Genomic DNA, 17609 nt, shown 5'->3' on the forward strand with positions numbered 1-17609 from the left:
TACGTCAGCCCGCCCTTGGCACGACCAGCCCGGTCTCGTACGCCATCACGACCGCCTGCGTACGATCCCGCAGCCCCAGCTTGGACAGGATCCGGCTGACGTGCGTCTTCACCGTCTCCTCGCCGACGTGCAGCCGCCCGGCGAGCTCCGGATTGGACAGCCCCTCCGCGAGCAGCCGCAGGACGTCGGTCTCGCGCGGGGTGAGGACGGCCAGAGTGCCCTGGGCGGGGGCCTTCGGCCGCATCCGGGCGAACTCGGCGATCAGCCGCCGCGTGATCCCGGGCGCGAGCAGCGCCTCCCCGGCGGCGACCACCCGTACCGCCTCGAAGAGCCGTTCCGCCGTCACGTCCTTGAGCAGAAAGCCGCTGGCCCCGGCCGCGAGGGCGTCGTACACGTGCTCGTCCAGGTCGAAGGTGGTGAGCACGAGCACGCGGGGCGCGTCGGGCCCGTTCTGGAGGTGCGCGGTCGCCTCGATCCCGTCCATGACCGGCATCCGTACGTCCATGAGGACGACGTCGGGCAGCTGCTCCCGGCACACGCGCACCGCCTCGGCGCCGTCGCGGGCGGTGCCGACGACCGTGAAGTCGGCCTGGGTGGCGAGGAGTCCGGCGTAACCGGCGCGGACCACCTCGTGGTCGTCGGCGACGACGATGCGGATACTCACGTCAGGGCCTCCGACTTGACCGGGAGCAGCGCCTCGACCAGGAAGCCGCCACCGGGGGCGGGACCGGTGTGCAGCGTGCCGCCGACAGTTGCCGCGCGCTCCCGCATGCCGAGCAGTCCGTGCCCGGGGGAGTCGGACGATCCAGGCGATTCAGTCCCGGGCCCGTTGTCACGCACCCGCACCGCCAACTCATCGGTGCCGTATCGGAGTTCTACGTCCACGGCCGCACCCGGCGCATGCCGGCGCGCGTTGGTCAGCGCCTCCTGGACGATCCGGTAGGCGGTGACCTGGATGCCGGGGTCGAGCGCGGCGACCGGCCCGCTGACGATCAGCCGGGTGCCGGAACCGGCCGCGTCCCGTGACTCGTCGAGCAGCTCCAGGAGTTGGCCGAGTCCGGGCTGGGGGCGCCGCTGGACGCCGGTGTCCGCGTCCTCCCGCAGTACGCCGAGCAGTCGGCGCATCTCCGTCAGGGCGGTGCGGGCGGTGTCGCCGATGGCGAGGAAACGGGTGGCTCCTTCGGTGGGCAGGCCGGCCGTGGTCAGCCGGGCGTTCTCCGCCTGCACAGCGATCATCGAGATGTGGTGGGCGACGACATCGTGCAACTCCCGTGCGATACGCGCCCGTTCACCCCGGGCGGCATGTTCGAGGAGCGTGTCCGCGAACGCCCGCTCGGTCGCGCTGTGGGCGAGGACGGTGCTGCGCACGTGATGCGTGATGCCGGTCGCGGCGGCGGCGGAGGCGAGCGTGGCGACGAGGACGGCGACCACCCGGGTGGCCTCGTCGTGACTGACCAGCGCGGTCACGACGTACGGCACGACGAGCACCCCGCACAGCCCCGCCCAGCCGCCACGGCCGACCACGTACACGCAGGTCAGCTGTGCGATGACCCCGGCCACGGTGGGCGCCCGGAACGGCACGAGGGCGAGCACGCAGACGGCGCTCAGACCGAGGGCGGCCACGCCCCGGGTGACCCGGTTGGTCTGCAGGACGAAGGCGAGCGGCAGGGTCGAGGCGAGGGCGAGCAGCAGTATGGCGGCGATGTCGCCGCGCGGGCCGGGGTGTGGGCCGCTCTCGCGGACGATGATCTCGCCGACGGCGAGACCGGCGAGAACAGCGGGCAGCACCCGCACCCACTTCTTCACCGCCGCAGCCCCCTCACCGCCGTAGCCCCCTGGCTCGTCGCCGATCTGCCTCACCGAGCTGCCTCGCCGACCTGCCCATTGTGCCGACCCCCCGCCCGGGGAGCGTCCCCCGCGGGAGGGACCTCTCCGGCGTGACGACGTGCCGCGCCGCCGCCCCTAGCCTCCGTTGGCATGAGCGACGCAACCATCGAAGTCCGCAACCTGCGCAAGCGGTTCGGCCGGACCCTCGCGGTCGACGGCCTCTCGTTCACGGTCGAGCCCGGCACGGTCACCGGCTTCGTCGGACCCAACGGCGCCGGCAAGTCCACCACCATGCGCGCCCTGCTAGGCCTCGACGCCCCGGACGAGGGCGAGGCCCTCGTAGGCGGCCGCCGCTACCACGCCCTGCGCACCCCGCTCCTGGAGGTCGGCGCCCTACTCGACGCGGCCGCCCTGCACCCCAGCCGCCGGGGCCGCGACCACCTCCGCTGGCTCGCCCACTCGCACGGCCTGCCGATGAGCCGGGTGGACGAGGTTCTGGAACAGGTCGGCATGGAGACGGCCGCGAGGCGCAGGGCGGGCGGCTACTCACTGGGCATGCGCCAACGCCTGGGCATAGCGGCGGCGTTGCTCGGCGACCCGCCCGTCCTCCTCCTGGACGAACCGGTCAACGGACTGGACCCCGAGGGCATCCAGTGGATCCGCTCCCTCCTCCGCCATCTCGCCGCGGAAGGACGGGCCATCCTGATCTCCAGCCACCTCATGAGCGAACTGGAGGACACCGCCGACCACTTGGTGGTCATCGGCCGGGGCCGCGTGATCGCCGACACGGCGGTCTCCGAACTCCTCGCCGCGGCATCCGGCGATCGGGTCAGACTCCGTACGGCCGCCCGTACCGAGGTCATGGAACTGCTGGCCCGCGAGGGTGCCACCGTCTCGGTCACCGACCGCGACACCCTCACCGTCACCGGCCTGCCGGCCGAACGCATCGTCGCGCTGCTGAGCGAGGCCCGCATCCCTTTCGCTGAAGTCGGCGCGCACCGGGCGACGTTGGAGGAGGCGTACATGGAACTCACCAGGGACGCGACGGAGTTCAAAGCCGGGTCGAGGGCCGACGTGGACACGGACGAGGTGTCCCGATGACGACGACGATCCCCTCGTACCGCTCCCAACTACAGCCGCCCCACGACCGTTTGGCCTTCGGTCGTCTCGTGCGAGCGGAGTGGACGAAGTTCTGGACGGTCCGCGCCTGGCTGCTGGTCCTGGCGCTGGCCGCCGCGGTGACGGTGGTGATATCCCAACTGGGCGCGAGCGGATCCGGCACCAGTGGCGGCCCGACCGTGGTAACCGCCCCCGACGGCACGGTCGTCACCGACTCCTTCCACTTCACCCACCGCCCACTGACCGGCGACGGCACGCTGACGGCCCGCGTGACGGGGCTGAAGAGCGCGGACGGGAAGGAGATGGAGCCCTGGGCGAAGGCGGGCCTGATGGTGAAGGAGGGACTGAAGCCGGGCGCGCCATACGCGGCGCTGATGTCCACCCCGGACCACGGCGTCCGCATGCAGTGGAACTTCACGCACGACAAGGCAGGCGGCGACAGCGACTTGGCCACCGCGCCGGTATGGCTGCGCCTGACGAGGACGGGTAACACTCTCACGGGTTACGAGTCGTCCGACGGCCGGAGCTGGAAGAAGATCGCGGACGTACGCCTGTCCGACGACCTGCCCCGCACACTGGAGGTGGGCCTGTTCGTGGCGACCCCCACGCACCAGAACCTGCAGCGTTCGTTCGGCGGCACGAGCCAGACGGCGGGTGGGGGACTGGTCACGGCAACGTTCGACGGCTTGGATCTGCAAGGCACTTCGTCCGCTGAGCAGTGGACGAGCACGGACGTGAACGGCGAGATCCCGAACGGCCCGACCCCGGCCGATGCGGGACCGGGTACCACGGACGTCTCGGGGACCGGCGTCTACACCCTCACCGGCCGAGGCGACATCGCCCCCGACCAGACCGGGGGCGACACGGTCCAGATGAGCTTCCAGGGAGTGTTCGTAGGCGTCCTGTTCATGGTGGCGTTGGGCGCCCTCTTCGTGACCAGCGAATACAAACGGGGCCTGATCCGTACGACGTTCACGGCGACGCCGGGCCGTGTGCGGGTCCTCGCGGCGAAGACGTTGGTGATGGGGACGGTGACGTTCGGGGTGAGCCTGCTGGCAACCGCCATCTCCTTCCCCCTGGCCCAGAGCACCCTGCGCAAGAACGGCTTCGAGCCCCCCGCCTACCCGGACCTCTCCCTCCTGGAGACCCCGGCACTACGGGCGGTGGTCGGCAGCGCGCTCGTGCTCTCCCTGGTGGCGGTGCTGGCCCTCGCCGTGGGCACGGTGCTCCGCAGCAGCGCGGCCACGATCACGACGGTGGTCGTCCTGGTCACCCTCCCGCAGATCCTGGCGTACGCCCTTCCGCTCCCGGCGGGGCAATGGCTGCTGCGCGTGACACCGGCGGCGGCGTTCGCGGTCCAGCAGGGGGCGACCTACTACCCCTTCGTGGACCACAACTGCCTTCCGGAAACGGGTTGTTACCCGCTGTCCCCGGGGGGCGGCCTGTCGGTCCTGGTGGTGTATGTGGTGGCGGCCCTGTTGCTGGCGGCCTGGAGCCTGCGCAGGAGGGACGCGTGAGGTGGTGCTGGCTGCACGCCGAGTGGACGAAACTCCGTACGCTGCCCAGCACTTGGTGGCTGCTGGCGGCGACCCTGTTCCTGACGGTGGCGGTGGGCGCGGCGGCGGTCTCCTCCCTCACGACCGGCGTCTGTCGCCCGGCCGATGGCTGCCACGAGGACACGGTGAAGTTGAGCCTGACGGGAGTGTGGCTCGGCCAGTCGGTGTGCCTGATCCTGGGCGTCCTGTCGATGGGCGCGGAGTACGGCACGGGCACGATCCGCACGACGCTGACGGCGATGCCGGTGAGGTGGCGGGTGCTGCTGTCGAAGGCGGTGGTGTTGGCGGGGGTGGCGGCGGCCGCGGGGGCGTTGGCGACGCTGACGTCCCTGGGCCTGGCCCGCCTGATCCTCCCCGCCGACTACGGGCTCCCGTCCCTGACGGACCCGTCGACACTCCGGGCGGCGGCGGGCTCGGTCATGATCCTGGCCCTGGTGACCCTGCTGGGCCTGTCCCTGGCCACGCTGCTGAGAGACACGGCCGGAGCGATCACGCTGGGCCTGGGGGTCTTGTACGTGATCCCGCTCATGGCGAATCTGATCAACTCCCCAACCTGGCAGTCCCGCCTGGAACGCTGGACCCCGATGCCGGCGGCGTTGTCCATCCAGGCGACCCGCGACCTGGACCACCTCGCGATCGCCCCCTGGCCGGGACTGGGGGTACTGGCGGCCTACGCGGCGGGGCTGTTGGCGCTGGGGGCGGCGCTGTTCAGGACGCGGGACGCGTAGGCGCGTACGGCTCAAGCACGTACCCCCAACCGGCGCCTCAGCCCTCCAGCGCCGCCTTCGCGAACTTCACCAGTTCGGTGAAGTCGATGGCGCCGGGGTCCCCGTGGTCGTTCTCGGGTACGTGCATGTGTCCGCACACCCCCTTGAACGCGTTCCACCTCGTCCCGGTCATCCGCTGGCCGCCTCCGCTGCCGGACGACCTCGGATACGCGGGCCACAGCGCCGGCCCGCGCAGCGGTACGTCGTGTTCGGTGTGCATCCACGCCAGGAAGCGGGCGACTTCGTGCAGGGCCCATGCCGGGGCCTCGGGCCAGTAGATGTGGGCCTGACCCGCCGTCTTCCAGCGGGCGTGGCGGTCGGGGTCGCAGGTGCCGACCAGTTCGGCCTGACAGACGTTGAGGGTGTTCGTCTCGACGCCGCCGGCCTTGTTGAACAGCGCGCGGGAGGAGATGTCGATGTCGAAGTGCTGGTACCAGTCGAGCTTCCTGTCGGCCAGGTTCGGCACCGCCGTCAGGTTGGGCGCCGAGGCGCCGCCCTGGTAACCGGGCAACGTACGGCCCTCCGTGGTGTGCAGGACGACGACGTTGACCTCCATCCGGTCGCCGCCGAAGTTGTCCTGGTACCAGTGGGCCCGGTTCGCACCCGGGTAGTGCTGCGGTCCTGTCCTCGTGCTCATCGCGCCTCCTGGACGGCTTTGACGGCTTTGTCCAGGACACGGTGTGAAGGGCCGCGGCAGTTTCCGCATGATCGGTATTGCCCGGAGTCGGTCACTCAAGGTCGATCAAGGCCGCCCGCGACCGCTCTCGATCACTCACGATCGTGCCCGGACATGCCGAGCGCCCGCCCTCCGTACGGGGGAGGAAGGCGGGCGCGCTCAGGGGGCAGCGGCGTTGCGCAATCCGGCGGGGGCGGTGAAACCCCCGCTCAGGCTCAGCGCAGCGTCACGCGTTCTTGATCGCCGAGATGTCGAAGTTCAGCTTGATCTTGTCGGAGACCAGGACGCCGCCCGTCTCCAGGGCCGCGTTCCAGGTGAGGCCCCACTCGGAGCGCAGGATCTCGGCCTTGCCCTCGAAGCCGACCCGCTCGTTGCCGAAGGGGTCCTTCGCCGAGCCGTTGAACTCCAGGTCGATCGTCAGCGAGTGGGTCGCGCCGAGGATCGTCAGCTCGCCGGTGATCCGGTAGTCGTCGCCGCCCAGGGCCTCGGCCTTGGTCGAACGGAACGTCATCGTCGGGTGCTCGTCCGTCTTGAAGAAGTCCGCGCTCTTGAGGTGCCCGTCGCGGTCCTCCGAGCCCGTGCTGATGCTGTCCATCTTGACGTCGATCGAAGCGGTGGACTGCGACGGGTCGCTGCCGTCCAGGTGCAGCGAGCCGGAGAAGTCCTGGAAGCCGCCCTTGACGTTGGTCACCATGGCGTGGCGGGCGACGAAGCCGATGGTGCTGTGGGACGGGTCGATCGTGTACTCGCCGGTCAGTGCGGCCAGCTCCGGGTTCACGGCGGTCGCGGTGGTGCCGGCGGTCTCGGTTTCGCTCTTGCGGCCGAAGATGCCCATGACGTGCTCCTAAGGGGACGGGTCGCGGTTCGAGGTCGGAAACCGCGGCGCGGAGGCTGCTTGCCATTCTGTTGAACGTTCAATGAGGCCAACACGGAAGACCGTAGACTTATTCCGTCCAACTTTCAACATCATCCGCAGCGTGTCTGAAACGCTACGGATTGTCGCGGAATCCTGCTGTTCGGACTTCCGCACCCCCCGTGGTCGGATTGCCGCCGTCTGGGCCGCTCCCGTCACCCCGGAGATGGCATGTCCGACCCTGGAATGTGAGGTGGCTCTCACCCGCCCCCTTTGTCTGACCCCTACAAGGGCCATGCCCCCTGAGCAGTCGGAACGGCTGCACGCCGTCGTGGTTCTGTTCAGGGGTACCAGGAAAACGGGCCGGAGACTGTTCGGAGTCGACGGCGAGCTTTCCTGGCGGTCCTTCGTAAGGTCACTACATGACCGTTTTGGATGAGGCGCCGGGTGAGTCGACGGGCGAGCCCACGGACGCGCGCGGGCGAGTGGCCGAGCTGCACGAGATCCGTGCGCAGGCACTGGCCGGCCCCAGCGAGAAGGCGACCGCGGCGCAGCACGCCAAGGGCAAGCTGACCGCCCGGGAACGCATCGAGCTGCTCCTGGACCCCGGCACCTTCCGCGAGGTCGAGCAACTGCGCCGGCACCGGGCCACGGGCTTCGGCCTGGAGGCCAAGAAGCCGTACACCGACGGTGTCATCACCGGCTGGGGCACGGTGGAGGGCCGTACGGTCTTCGTCTACGCCCATGACTTCCGCATCTTCGGCGGCGCGCTGGGCGAGGCTCACGCCACGAAGATCCACAAGATCATGGACATGGCCATCGCGGCGGGCGCTCCGCTGGTGTCGCTCAACGACGGCGCCGGAGCCCGTATCCAGGAGGGCGTCTCGGCCCTCGCCGGCTACGGCGGCATCTTCCAGCGCAACACCAAGGCGAGCGGGGTCATCCCGCAGATCTCCGTCATGCTCGGCCCGTGCGCGGGCGGCGCGGCCTACTCGCCCGCCCTGACGGACTTCGTGTTCATGGTCCGCGAGACCTCCCAGATGTTCATCACCGGCCCGGACGTGGTCAAGGCGGTGACGGGCGAGGAGATCACCCAGAACGGCCTGGGCGGCGCCGACGTGCACGCCGAGACGTCCGGCGTCTGCCACTTCGCGTACGACGACGAGGAGACGTGCCTCGCCGAGGTGCGCTACCTCCTGTCGATGCTCCCGCAGAACAACCGTGAGAACCCGCCCCGGGTGGAGTCCACGGACGCGGGCGACCGCCGCTCGGACGTGTTGCTGGACCTGGTCCCGGCCGACGGCAACCGTCCGTACGACATGGCCAAGGTCATCGAGGAGATCGTCGACGACGGCGACTACCTGGAGATCCACGAGCGTTGGGCCCGCAACATCATCTGCGCGCTGGCCCGCCTCGACGGCCAGGTCGTGGGCATCGTGGCCAACCAGCCGCAGACCCTCGCCGGGGTCCTGGACATCGAGGCGTCGGAAAAAGCTGCGCGCTTTGTCCAGATGTGTGACGCTTTTAACATCCCGATCGTCACTTTCCTGGACGTCCCCGGGTTCCTTCCCGGCGTCGACCAGGAACACGGCGGAATCATCCGCCACGGCGCGAAGCTCCTCTACGCCTACTGCAACGCGACCGTGCCGCGGATTTCGCTGATCCTGCGCAAGGCCTACGGAGGTGCGTACATCGTCATGGACAGCCAGTCCATCGGTGCGGACCTCACCTACGCCTGGCCGACGAACGAGATCGCCGTGATGGGCGCGGAAGGTGCCGCCAACGTCATCTTCCGCCGTCAGATCGCGGACGCCGAAGACCCCGAGGCGATGAGGACTCGGATGGTCAAGGAGTACAAGTCCGAGCTGATGCACCCGTATTACGCGGCTGAGCGCGGTCTGGTGGACGACGTGATCGACCCGGCGGAAACCCGCGAGGTCCTGATCAGGTCGTTGGCGATGCTGCACACCAAGCACGCCGACCTGCCCTCCCGCAAGCACGGCAACCCCCCGCAGTAACCCAGCGGACCCTCCGCGCTACCCCCGCGGAAACCTCTCTCACGGAGACTGTGACCTATGAACACCCCTGACATCCGCGTCGAGAAGGGCCACGCCGAGCCCGAGGAAGTCGCCGCGATCACGGCAATCCTCCTGGCCCGCGCGGCATCCGTGCCGACCGAAGCCCCGACCCACCGAGGCCGCCCGAAGGCCGGCTGGCGCCGCCTGGAGCGCGAGCCTGGGTTCAGGGCGCCGCACAGCTGGCACTGAGCTCATTTCGCGTCCACGGCCCCGTTTCTCCCGGTAGGGAGGGCGGGGCCGTTGGCGTTGGCGGGCGAGTTCAGCGGTGCTTTACGCGGACGCCGGGGATAGGGGTGGTTGGCAGGGGGGTGGCGCGGTTGACGTCCACGATCAGCTGTGGCTGATCCGGGGTGCGGGCCAGGGTGTGGAGGGCGAGGGGGTGCTCGTCGGTGGTTCGGCAGTTCAACAACAGCAGGTTCCGCAACTTGTTCAGTGCGGCGATGTGTCCCAAGTCGGCCGGTAGACGACAGGCGTGCAGGGTCAGCATCGTCAGCCCGGGTGGCCAAGTCTCCTGGGCGGGAAGCCATGTGCTGAGGTCGAATTCGTACAAGTCCAAGCGTTCCATCGTCGTCAGCCTCGCCAGATCGCCCATACCCCGCGGCGTGCCGGCACCTTGCAGGATCAGAGCGTGCCAGTTCGTTCGCTCAAGTAGGGGGCTCAGATCGACGTTCTCGGCGAGTCTGCCCAGCCCCAGGCTCGTCAGCCCCTCCGGGATGGGGATCGAGTCGAGGGGAGGCACCGAGAGCCAGTTCTGGAGTTGGAGGTTGCCCAACCTGGTCAGGTCGCGCAGGGGTTCGAGGTCAAGCAGGGGGCGGTCGCCCACGCCCCACACGACGAGACTGCTGAGCTCGGTTCGCTGCCGAAGGGGTGAGAGATCATTGTCATCGCGCAGCCGCATCACCGCGAGCCAGTCCAGGTCTCCAAGGGCCGAGGTGGCGGCCAAGCCGTCCGTGAACTCGTACTCAATCAACACTCGGCGCGTTTGCTGCAGTCCCACTGCCGCGGACCACTGAGCGGGATGCGTCAGGCGCAGCTGAACCTTCTCCAAGGGCAGGAGAGGCAGTACCCGGCTCGCGTACTCATCAGGGTCGAAGTACTCCCATACTTCGACGAGTTCTCGCTGCAGGCCCTCGCCCGCGTTCACCGCATATCCGGCCAGCCGGTCAAGCGCCTCCTCGCCTCCGATTAACGCGGCGGTACGTGCTGTGGTCCACGCTGCCCGCTCCGACATCCCCTCCAGGGATGCGGGCAACCGCCGCACCAGCGAAGGCCCCACAGCGGCCAACGACCTCGCCTCGGAGCCGCGCTTCGGCGGGATCAGCGTGCCGAGTGCGTCGTCGAGCCGCCGGTTCAAGTCCTGCGGAACGCTCGTCATCGTCTCCAGGCAGGAGCCCGCGAGCAGCCGCAGTCGACGGGCGTGACGCGGTTCATCCCGGGCGCGGTCGAGAATGCCGCCGATGAGTTCGCGGCGTTGCCGCAGGTTCGCGTGCCCCGCCGCCATCACGATCGTCTCGCGCCACAGGTCCAGGTGGGCCCGTTCGACAAGGTTGCCCATGTTGTCCTCGTCCGCGGCGTCCTGGGCGGCGAGGTACTCCTGAAAGGTGCGGTGTACGAAGTCCACGCGACCCTCGACGGGCGAACGCAGGATTCCCGACCTGGCCAGCAGATGATCCAGGACGTCGCTCCCATCGGCCCCGTCCAGGTGCCGCATCGCAGCCATGCGGGATGTCACGTAGAGACACGCTTGATCGGTGCTGATCTCGGTGCGGTTGTTGTCGGACAGTCGCCACGCCAGGTCCCGAAGCACACACAGCTTGTCCGACAGGGTGAGCGGAGTGTCCAGCGCGCTCGGCACCCGGCGGTCCGCATCCCGGTGCTGGACCAGTGTCTCCAGGGCGATCTTGTACAACTCCATCCGGTTGCGCGGAAGTTGTCGGCCCTTGCTGAGGTGCAAGGCGCAGATCAGGGCGGCCAACAGCGGGTTCGCCGCCAGGGACTGCAGGTGGGGGCGGTCCTGGAGACTGGTCAGCAGCGAGCGTTCGTACTGGGGCAACTCCTCGACAGAGCAGGGCAGTTCGTCGCCCTGCTCGCGCACCGCGCGGTGCCACTGCCGTACGAACGCGGTGAGGTCCGCCGGAGCCATCCGGTCCAGCTGGTACGCGGCGAAGCCCTCCGTGCGCAGCCAGTCCGTGCGGGCGGCCGCCGGGCGGGAGGTGATGACGACCCGTACGTCGGGATACGCGGCCAGTAGACCCCGCAGCCACTCCCGGACCACCCGCCGCTCTCCGGCGAGCAGTTCGTCCACGCCGTCCACCAGCAACAGCACGCGCCCGTCACGCAGGGCCCGGTCCATCCAACCTTTGGGCATGTGACCGGTGAGGGAGCCCGCGACGCCGTCCAACAGGGCTTCCGGAAGCGGCAGTTCACGGCCGGCGTACCGGCGCAGCTTCACCAGTACGGGAATCAGCCCGTTCCAGCCGCCCAGCGGGCCGGAGAAGGCGCCCCGGGCCGCGGTGACCGCCAGCCACTGCATCAGCGTCGTCTTGCCCGATCCCGCCTCGCCCCGCAGCAGCACCCTGGACGTGCCTCCGAGGGCGTTCTCCACCCGCATACCGGTGCTCTCGGACTCCTCCCAGTCCCGCAGGCCCCGGCGTAGCAGAGGGCGTCCCCCGACGGCAGTCCGGCGCCGCCCGTCGTCCGACGTGGCCCGCATGCTCACGTACGCCACGGACAGCTTCGCCCGGGTCACCTGCTCCGAGGCGAGCCGGAACAGCTCCACCTCGTCCAGCGAGCGGCTCACCAGCTCCAGGTACTCCAGCAGGAACGCCTTGTCCTCGTCCGTTCCCTGGGGCGCGTACAGCGAGCGGGTCGGCAACCGCTCCAGTACGCGGGCCAGTTCGGCGCCGAGTGACGTCGTACGGCTGAGGAGTTCGGCCACCGCGCGTTCGGTGAAAACCGGCAGACGGCGCAGGATCCGTACGTAGCACTCGCAGCACTCGGCGAACAGCAACTCGTAGTACCGCTGGGCGGCCTCGCCCAGGCCGACCGGGTGTGGTGCGTCGCGGCGGATGCGCCGCACCAACTCGGCCGCGTCCGCGTCCGATTCCAGCACCGCCTCGTCCGACAGGTCGGCGTGGGTGAACGTGTCCGTGACGCCCTGGACCGCGGCCAGCCGCTCGTTCTCGTCGAGCCCCGGGAACTCGTGCGCCAGCAACGGCTCCACGCGAGCCGCCACCGCGTCCGCGATCTCCTCGAACTGCCGCTCCACACTGCGCTGGGAGCGCAGCCCCGAAACCCGGATGCGGATGAGCTCCGACATCCCCGCACGCCGCTCCTGCTCGCGTCGCCGGCCTCCCAGCCACAGCCGCACCGCGCTCGTCGCGACCGCCTGTCCGAGGCGCACCGCGGCCACTTCAGCACTCATCCGCGTCCCCCCAAGTCCGCAGAAGGTCATTGTGGCAGCGGGGTACGACAAAGGGGCCCTCTCCGTAAGGAAAGGGCCCCTGGAAGAACCGTCCGCTACCGCAGCCGCGCCATAAGCGCATGCTCCACCAGCGTGATCAGCGCCGACTTCGCGTCCGCGCGGTGGCGGGCGTCTGTCGTGATGATCGGGGTGTCGGGGCCGATCTGGAGCGCCTCGCGGACCTCGTCCGGGTTGTACGGCTGCTGGCCGTCGAAGCCGTTGAGGGCGATGACGAACGGCAGGCCGCTGTTCTCGAAGTAGTCCACCGCCGGGAAGCAGTCCGCCAGGCGGCGGGTGTCCACGAGCACGATCGCGCCGATGGCGCCGCGTACGAGGTCGTCCCACATGAACCAGAAGCGGTCCTGGCCGGGGGTGCCGAACAGGTACAGGATCAGGTCCTGGTCGAGCGTGATGCGGCCGAAGTCCATGGCGACCGTCGTGGTCGTCTTGTCCCCGGTGTGGGTGAGGTCGTCGATGCCTGCCGAAGCAGACGTCATGACGGCCTCCGTGCGCAGCGGGTTGATCTCGGAGACGGCGCCGACGAACGTCGTCTTGCCCACGCCGAAGCCGCCAGCCACCACGATCTTCGCGGACGTGGTGGAGCGGGAAGGCCCTCCGCTAGAGCTTGCGAAGTCCACTGAGCACCCTTTCGAGCAGTGTCACGTCTGGCTGGCCGCCGGCGTTCTCGTCGCCGCCGGGCTGATGGATGGCGACCAGTCCCGCCTCCGCCAAGTCGGCGACGAGGATCCTGGCCACGCCGAGAGGGATCGTGAGCAGAGCCGAGACCTCGGCTACCGACTTGATCTCCCGGCAGAGGTTGCAGATCCGCTGATGCTCGGGCAGCTGCCCCTGCATCTGGTGCGGAGCCGCGGTGGTGTGCACCAGCGCCTCGATGGCGAGCTGGTACCGCGGCCTGGTGCGGCCGCCCGTCATGGCGTACGGGCGCACCAGGGGGTTCGACGCCCCGGTGGGCGCCTGCTCAGGGGTGCGTCGCTGCGGCTGCACCGGCTGGATGCGCGGCGCGGGCGGCTGGTCGTACGGCGAAGGTCCGGGACCCTGCGGGCCCTGGTTTCCGTACGGCTGGCGCCGCTGGCTGGGTGTGGAGGGGAAGTTGTACCGGTTCTGCTCACCCTGGCCCTGGCCTTGGCCAGGGCCATAGGACCAGTTGCCCGAAGACGAACCGCCTGGGGGTGTTGCCACTTTCTCTCCTCCTCCGACTGCGCCGGGCATCCACCACGTGGAAGCCGCGTCCCGAAACCTTATGGCTTCGGGACGCCAAAACGCACCGTCTGTCTGCTAGTTGAGAAGGCTCCCCTGGAGCTCCGCTCGAAGGTCAGGTGTCAGGACCGTACCCGCACGGTCAACCAGAAGTGCCATCTCGTACCCAATGAGGCCGATGTCCGCCTCGGGGTGAGCGAGAACAGCGAGAGAAGAACCATCGGACACGGACATGATGAAGAGGAATCCCCGCTCCATCTCCACAACCGTCTGATTCACGCTGCCACCCTCGAAGATGCGGGAGGCGCCCGCGGTCAACGAGGTAAGTCCGGACGCGACGGCGGCGAGCTGGTCGGCACGGTCACGGGGAAAGCCTTCGGACATCGCCAGAAGGAGTCCGTCGGCGGAGACCACCACCGTGTGGGACACCCCGGGGGTGTTGTCCACGAAGTTGGTGATCAACCAGTTGAGGTTCTGCGCCGCCTGGCTCATCGGGCTCACACTAACGCTCCTGGTTGTAGGTGCTGTCAGAACCGAAGCCCTGACCGTTCGTTTCACTTCCCGCACTGCGTCCCCGCTGGACCCCGCGACGCAGGTTGCTCAGCCTGCCCCGGACGTCCTCGGGAGCGCGGGAGACCTGTGGGCCACCCTGGGGGGTCGCTTCGGCGGTGCCCTCGACCAGGTTGGCCTTGGGTACCCGCCGCGGCAGGCCGGAGGAGGTGACCCCGCCCGCCTTGGGCTTCTTGAGCGCCGAAGCCTGCTGCCAGCGCTCGTCGTTGGCCGAGCGCCAGTCGCTGGTGCCCGTGCCCGAAACCGTGCCGTTCGCGCTGCCGTTGCTCTCCGGCGCGGAGGCCGGCGGCTCCTGGGTCGCAGGACGCGAGCCGTTGCCGTTCGCGGCGGCTCCGCCGCGGCGGGGCAGTCCGGCGTCGGTCAGCGCGTGGGAGGCGGAAGGTGCCGGTCCCGGACGCTCGAAGCCTACGCGGTCCCGCTCACTCACGTCAGCGGCCTGCGGAGATTCCGTTTCGGGAGCGTACTGGGAGGCGTAGCCGTTCTGGTAATCGTTCTGCTGCGGCCAGTCGTCCCGGTAGGGCTGCTCCTCGAAGGCCGAGAAGGACTCCGGTGCACCGGCGCGCGCGCCGGTCTGCTCTCCGCGGGCGGGCTCCGGGTAAGAAGGCTCCGGATAACCGCCGTTGGGGGAGAAGGTGTCCCGCTGCGGCAGCCCGCCACCGTTCGGCGCGAAGTACGGCTCGTCGTACGACGCCCGCTGCGGCTCCTCGTACGACGCCCGCTGCGGCTCCTCGTACGGCGCCTGCTGCGGCTCCTCGTACGCCGTCTGCTGGTCGTACGCCGAGGGCTGCTCCTGGTACCCGGCCTGGCCGTTGCCGTAGACGGACTGCCGGTTGTCGAACTCGTCGGCGTACGCCTGCGCCTCAGCGGCCTCCTGCGGCGTCTGGGGACCCGACTGGGCCTCCAGGGCCGCCCGCCGCTCCTCACGCATCAGAGAGCGGCCTACGGGGTCCAGCTCGCGGATGTCGTCCGGGACCTCGGTGTAGCGGCTGTCGTCGAAGCCGAGCTCGGCCGCGGTGCGCAGCGGGGGCTGGTTGAAGCTCTCGCCCGGGAAGTTCTGCTCCGGGATGATCTGCGAGACGGTGAACTCGTCGCGCTGCATCTGCTGCTCGCCACCACCACCGTGGGTGATCGCGTCGGGGAGCATGACCAGGGAGGTCGTACCGGCCTGCTCGCCCGAGGGGCGCAGCTGGACGCGGATGCCGTGCCGGTCGGACAGCCGGCCGACCACGAAGAGGCCCATGCGCTGGGAGATCGCGGCGTCCACGGTCGGCGGGTTGGCCAGCTTGTGGTTGATGTCCGCGAAGTCCTCGGCGGTGAGGCCGATGCCCTTGTCGTGGATCTCGATCATCACGCGGCCGTCGGGGAGACGGGTCGCGGTGACGCGGACCTTGGTCTGGGGCGAGGAGAACGTCGTCGCGTTCTCCAGGAGCTCGGCCAGCAGGTGCACGAGGTCGGTGACCGCGCGGCCGTGGATCTCGGCCTCCGGGACGCCGGAGAGCTCGATGCGTTCGTACTGCTCCACCTCGGAGGAGGCGGCGCGCAGGACGTCGACCAGCGGGACCGGCTGGTCCCAGCGGCGGCCCGGCTCCTCGCCGGCGAGGACCAGGAGGTTCTCGCCGTTGCGGCGCATACGGGTCGCGAGGTGGTCCAGGCGGAAGAGGTTCTCCAGCTGGTCCGGGTCGGCCTCGTTGTTCTCCAGGTCGGTGATCAGGGTCAGCTGGCCCTCGATCAGGGCCTGGTTGCGGCGCGACAGGTTGGTGAAGATCGCGTTGATGTTGCCCCGGAGGAGAGCCTGCTCGGCGGCCAGTCGGACCGCCTCGCGGTGGACCTGGTCGAAGGCGCGGGCGACCTCGCCGATCTCGTCCGTGGTGGTGATCGGGATGGGCTGCACCCGGGTGTCGACGCGGCCGGGGTCGGTGCGCGAGAGCTGGTCGACCAGCATCGGCAGGCGCTGCTCGGCGATACCGAAGGCGGCGTTGCGCAGCTGGCGCATCGAGCGGCTCATCTGGCGGGCCACCATGCCGGCCAGGATGAACGCGGCGAGCAGGGCGACCACGACGGCGCCACCGACGATGAAGGCGTCACGCTTGGCGTCGTCGGCGATGCTGGCGGCCTCGTCCACGGCCCTGTCGGACAGGTCCGACTCGATCTGCCGGTAGGCGTCGTACTTGAGGGTGTTGACCGCCCACCAGTTGGTCGGGGTGACGCCCTCCGTGGCCAGCGCCTGGCGAGCCGACGGGTCCGTGGTCTGCAGGACCGCGAGGGCCTTGACCATGTCGGTCGGGTTCGACGGCGGCGGGACGTACGTCTTGCCCGCGGCCTTGGCCTCCGCGGCGGCCTGCTGGGCCATCGCCACGCCCTTGGCCTTGATGTCCTTCTCGGCCGCGACGAGCTTGGCCGCGTCGGCCTCGGTGCCACCGCCGGTGTACTCCTCGACGGCGATGCCTTCGAGGTACGCGTAGGAGGAGAGCGCGAGGCGCTGGCTGGCCAGGTCGGACTCCTTGGGGCCCGGGTTGACCAGCAGGTGCATACCGATGGACCGCTCCAGCGACAGGGACGCCTTGGTCAGCGAGATCGCGTAGACGGTCCGGCCGTAGCTGGTGATGTTTCCGGTGCCCAGACCGAGCTCGTTGGCGAACTCCATCAGGGGGTGGGCGACCTTGGTGTAGCCCTCTTCGGTCTGCACACCCGTGAGCTTGCTGGTGTACGCGGCCGCACGGAGCGTTTCGAGCGTGGGCTCCTCGGCGCGGAACAGCTTGAGGCGGCGCTGCAGGCCCGCCGTCTGCGGCATGTTCTGCGCGGCCTCGTCGAAGGCGTCGGCGGCCTCGTCCGTGGTCTTGCGGACCGATTCGACGGTCGCCTTGTCCTTCGCGCTGGTACTGGCGCTGAGAAGGGGGGCGGCCGAGACGTCACGCTCGTTGTACAGCGCGTCGCCATAGGTCAGGGCGGCACGGACCAGGACGGCGGTCTTCTCCGCGTCCTCGGCCTCCTGCCAGGTGTCGATCGAGCTCTTCACCTGGAAGCCGCCCATGACGAGGCCGACCACCACGGGTATGAGCAGGATCGCGTTCAGCCTGGTCGGCACGCGCCAGTTGCGCGGGGAGAAACGGCCGCCGCTCGGAGCGGGTGGGGCCGTCGGCTCCGAACCGGGCACAGGGACGGGGGCCGCTCCGCGCGGCGGCGGGGTGAAGTTGCCCCGGGCCGACGGCTCGGGACCGTTCTTGCTTCGCCTCACTCGACCAACAACCTTCCGGCGGTCGGCACCAACGGTGTGCCGCAGTACTGAGTACGTCTTTGACTATTGGGCAGTTCAGGCATTCCAGCACGTCGGCATCCGCACTTCCAAACAGTGGAAAGCTCTGATTCCGAGTGATGTAAGCCCTAGATAAAACGGTCATAAAGAGTAAGCCCCGTCAAAAGACGGGGCCGATGTGAGCGCAGCGAGACCGGTTGACCGCGACGCGTGGCGATACCACCCGATT

14 protein-coding genes are annotated in these 17609 nt (G+C 69.5%); 5 read left to right on the forward strand and 9 right to left on the reverse strand.

All coding sequences use genetic code 11. The features are described 5' to 3' along the window. Positions 1-4: 4 nt before the first annotated feature. Together AC5DRG_RS37150 and AC5DRG_RS37155 are read right to left on the reverse strand one after the other, a co-directional pair. Entirely contained in the window at positions 5-664 is a 660-nt protein-coding gene (locus AC5DRG_RS37150) for a response regulator (protein WP_491804074.1), read from the reverse strand. Next, a complete protein-coding gene (locus AC5DRG_RS37155; protein WP_491813259.1) occupies positions 661-1806 on the reverse strand; it encodes a sensor histidine kinase in 1146 nt (381 codons plus the stop codon). The genes AC5DRG_RS37150 and AC5DRG_RS37155 overlap by 4 nt, the downstream gene beginning before the upstream one ends. Before the next feature lie 171 nt (positions 1807-1977). Between AC5DRG_RS37155 and AC5DRG_RS37160 the strand changes: the two genes are divergently transcribed. Genes AC5DRG_RS37160 through AC5DRG_RS37170 form a run of 3 tightly spaced genes read left to right on the forward strand, consistent with a single transcriptional unit; the run spans position 1978 to position 5230 of the window. Next, positions 1978-2928 (forward strand): ABC transporter ATP-binding protein, encoded by a 951-nt coding sequence (locus AC5DRG_RS37160; protein WP_491804075.1) that lies wholly within the window; start codon positions 1978-1980, stop codon positions 2926-2928. Beyond that, a complete protein-coding gene (locus AC5DRG_RS37165) occupies positions 2925-4463 on the forward strand; it encodes a DUF1349 domain-containing protein (protein ID WP_491804077.1) in 1539 nt (512 codons plus the stop codon). The genes AC5DRG_RS37160 and AC5DRG_RS37165 overlap by 4 nt, the downstream gene beginning before the upstream one ends. Then, on the forward strand, positions 4460-5230 hold the full coding sequence (locus AC5DRG_RS37170; RefSeq protein WP_491804078.1) for an ABC transporter permease: 771 nt from the start codon (positions 4460-4462) through the stop codon (positions 5228-5230). Before AC5DRG_RS37165 ends, AC5DRG_RS37170 begins: the two co-directional genes overlap by 4 nt. A gap of 37 nt (positions 5231-5267) precedes the next feature. On the opposite strand, the gene AC5DRG_RS37175 is transcribed toward AC5DRG_RS37170, so the two are convergent. Then, the gene (locus tag AC5DRG_RS37175; protein WP_491804079.1) at positions 5268-5906 is read right to left on the reverse strand and encodes a hypothetical protein; all 639 of its coding nucleotides are present in this window, start codon (positions 5904-5906) and stop codon (positions 5268-5270) included. 265 nt (positions 5907-6171) lie between these two features. After that, positions 6172-6780, reverse strand: a complete 609-nt coding sequence (locus AC5DRG_RS37180; protein ID WP_491804080.1) for a YceI family protein — start codon at positions 6778-6780, stop codon at positions 6172-6174. 440 nt (positions 6781-7220) lie between these two features. On the opposite strand from AC5DRG_RS37180, the gene AC5DRG_RS37185 reads away from it, so the two are divergent. Continuing rightward, a complete protein-coding gene (locus AC5DRG_RS37185) occupies positions 7221-8816 on the forward strand; it encodes an acyl-CoA carboxylase subunit beta (RefSeq protein WP_491804081.1) in 1596 nt (531 codons plus the stop codon). A gap of 57 nt (positions 8817-8873) precedes the next feature. Beyond that, positions 8874-9065: an acyl-CoA carboxylase subunit epsilon gene (locus tag AC5DRG_RS37190; RefSeq protein ID WP_491804082.1), complete on the forward strand. Its 192-nt coding sequence runs from the start codon at positions 8874-8876 to the stop codon at positions 9063-9065. Between the two features lie 70 nt (positions 9066-9135). Here the strand turns inward: AC5DRG_RS37190 and AC5DRG_RS37195 are convergent, their stop codons facing one another. From AC5DRG_RS37195 to AC5DRG_RS37215, 5 genes are all read right to left on the reverse strand, one after another. Next, positions 9136-12300, reverse strand: a complete 3165-nt coding sequence (locus AC5DRG_RS37195) for an NACHT domain-containing protein (RefSeq protein ID WP_491804083.1) — start codon at positions 12298-12300, stop codon at positions 9136-9138. A 95-nt stretch (positions 12301-12395) separates the two neighbouring features. Further along, the gene (locus AC5DRG_RS37200; RefSeq protein WP_009314218.1) at positions 12396-12977 is read right to left on the reverse strand and encodes a GTP-binding protein; all 582 of its coding nucleotides are present in this window, start codon (positions 12975-12977) and stop codon (positions 12396-12398) included. Then, the gene (locus AC5DRG_RS37205) at positions 12958-13539 is read right to left on the reverse strand and encodes a DUF742 domain-containing protein (protein ID WP_491804085.1); all 582 of its coding nucleotides are present in this window, start codon (positions 13537-13539) and stop codon (positions 12958-12960) included. The genes AC5DRG_RS37200 and AC5DRG_RS37205 overlap by 20 nt, the downstream gene beginning before the upstream one ends. 96 nt (positions 13540-13635) lie before the next feature. Next, positions 13636-14049 carry a roadblock/LC7 domain-containing protein gene (locus AC5DRG_RS37210; protein WP_005479603.1) on the reverse strand — a complete coding sequence of 138 codons (414 nt, stop codon included), beginning with the start codon at positions 14047-14049 and terminating at the stop codon, positions 13636-13638. Positions 14050-14059: 10 nt separating this feature from the next. Next, the gene (locus AC5DRG_RS37215) at positions 14060-17362 is read right to left on the reverse strand and encodes a nitrate- and nitrite sensing domain-containing protein (RefSeq protein WP_491804087.1); all 3303 of its coding nucleotides are present in this window, start codon (positions 17360-17362) and stop codon (positions 14060-14062) included. Positions 17363-17609: the final 247 nt, after the last annotated feature.

It is taken from the genome of Streptomyces sp. JLBG701 (genome assembly GCF_058544905.1).

What these genes read in the sequence shown, in the direction of transcription:
- AC5DRG_RS37160 (WP_491804075.1), top strand. Translation starts at nt 1,978, where the DNA reads ATGAGCGACGCAACCATCGAAGTCCGCAACCTGCGCAAGCGGTTCGGC.
- AC5DRG_RS37165 (WP_491804077.1), top strand. Translation starts at nt 2,925, where the DNA reads ATGACGACGACGATCCCCTCGTACCGCTCCCAACTACAGCCGCCCCAC.
- AC5DRG_RS37175 (WP_491804079.1), bottom strand. Translation starts at nt 5,906, where the DNA reads ATGAGCACGAGGACAGGACCGCAGCACTACCCGGGTGCGAACCGGGCC.
- AC5DRG_RS37180 (WP_491804080.1), bottom strand. Translation starts at nt 6,780, where the DNA reads ATGGGCATCTTCGGCCGCAAGAGCGAAACCGAGACCGCCGGCACCACC.
- AC5DRG_RS37185 (WP_491804081.1), top strand. Translation starts at nt 7,221, where the DNA reads ATGACCGTTTTGGATGAGGCGCCGGGTGAGTCGACGGGCGAGCCCACG.
- AC5DRG_RS37190 (WP_491804082.1), top strand. Translation starts at nt 8,874, where the DNA reads ATGAACACCCCTGACATCCGCGTCGAGAAGGGCCACGCCGAGCCCGAG.
- AC5DRG_RS37195 (WP_491804083.1), bottom strand. Translation starts at nt 12,300, where the DNA reads ATGAGTGCTGAAGTGGCCGCGGTGCGCCTCGGACAGGCGGTCGCGACG.
- AC5DRG_RS37210 (WP_005479603.1), bottom strand. Translation starts at nt 14,049, where the DNA reads ATGAGCCAGGCGGCGCAGAACCTCAACTGGTTGATCACCAACTTCGTG.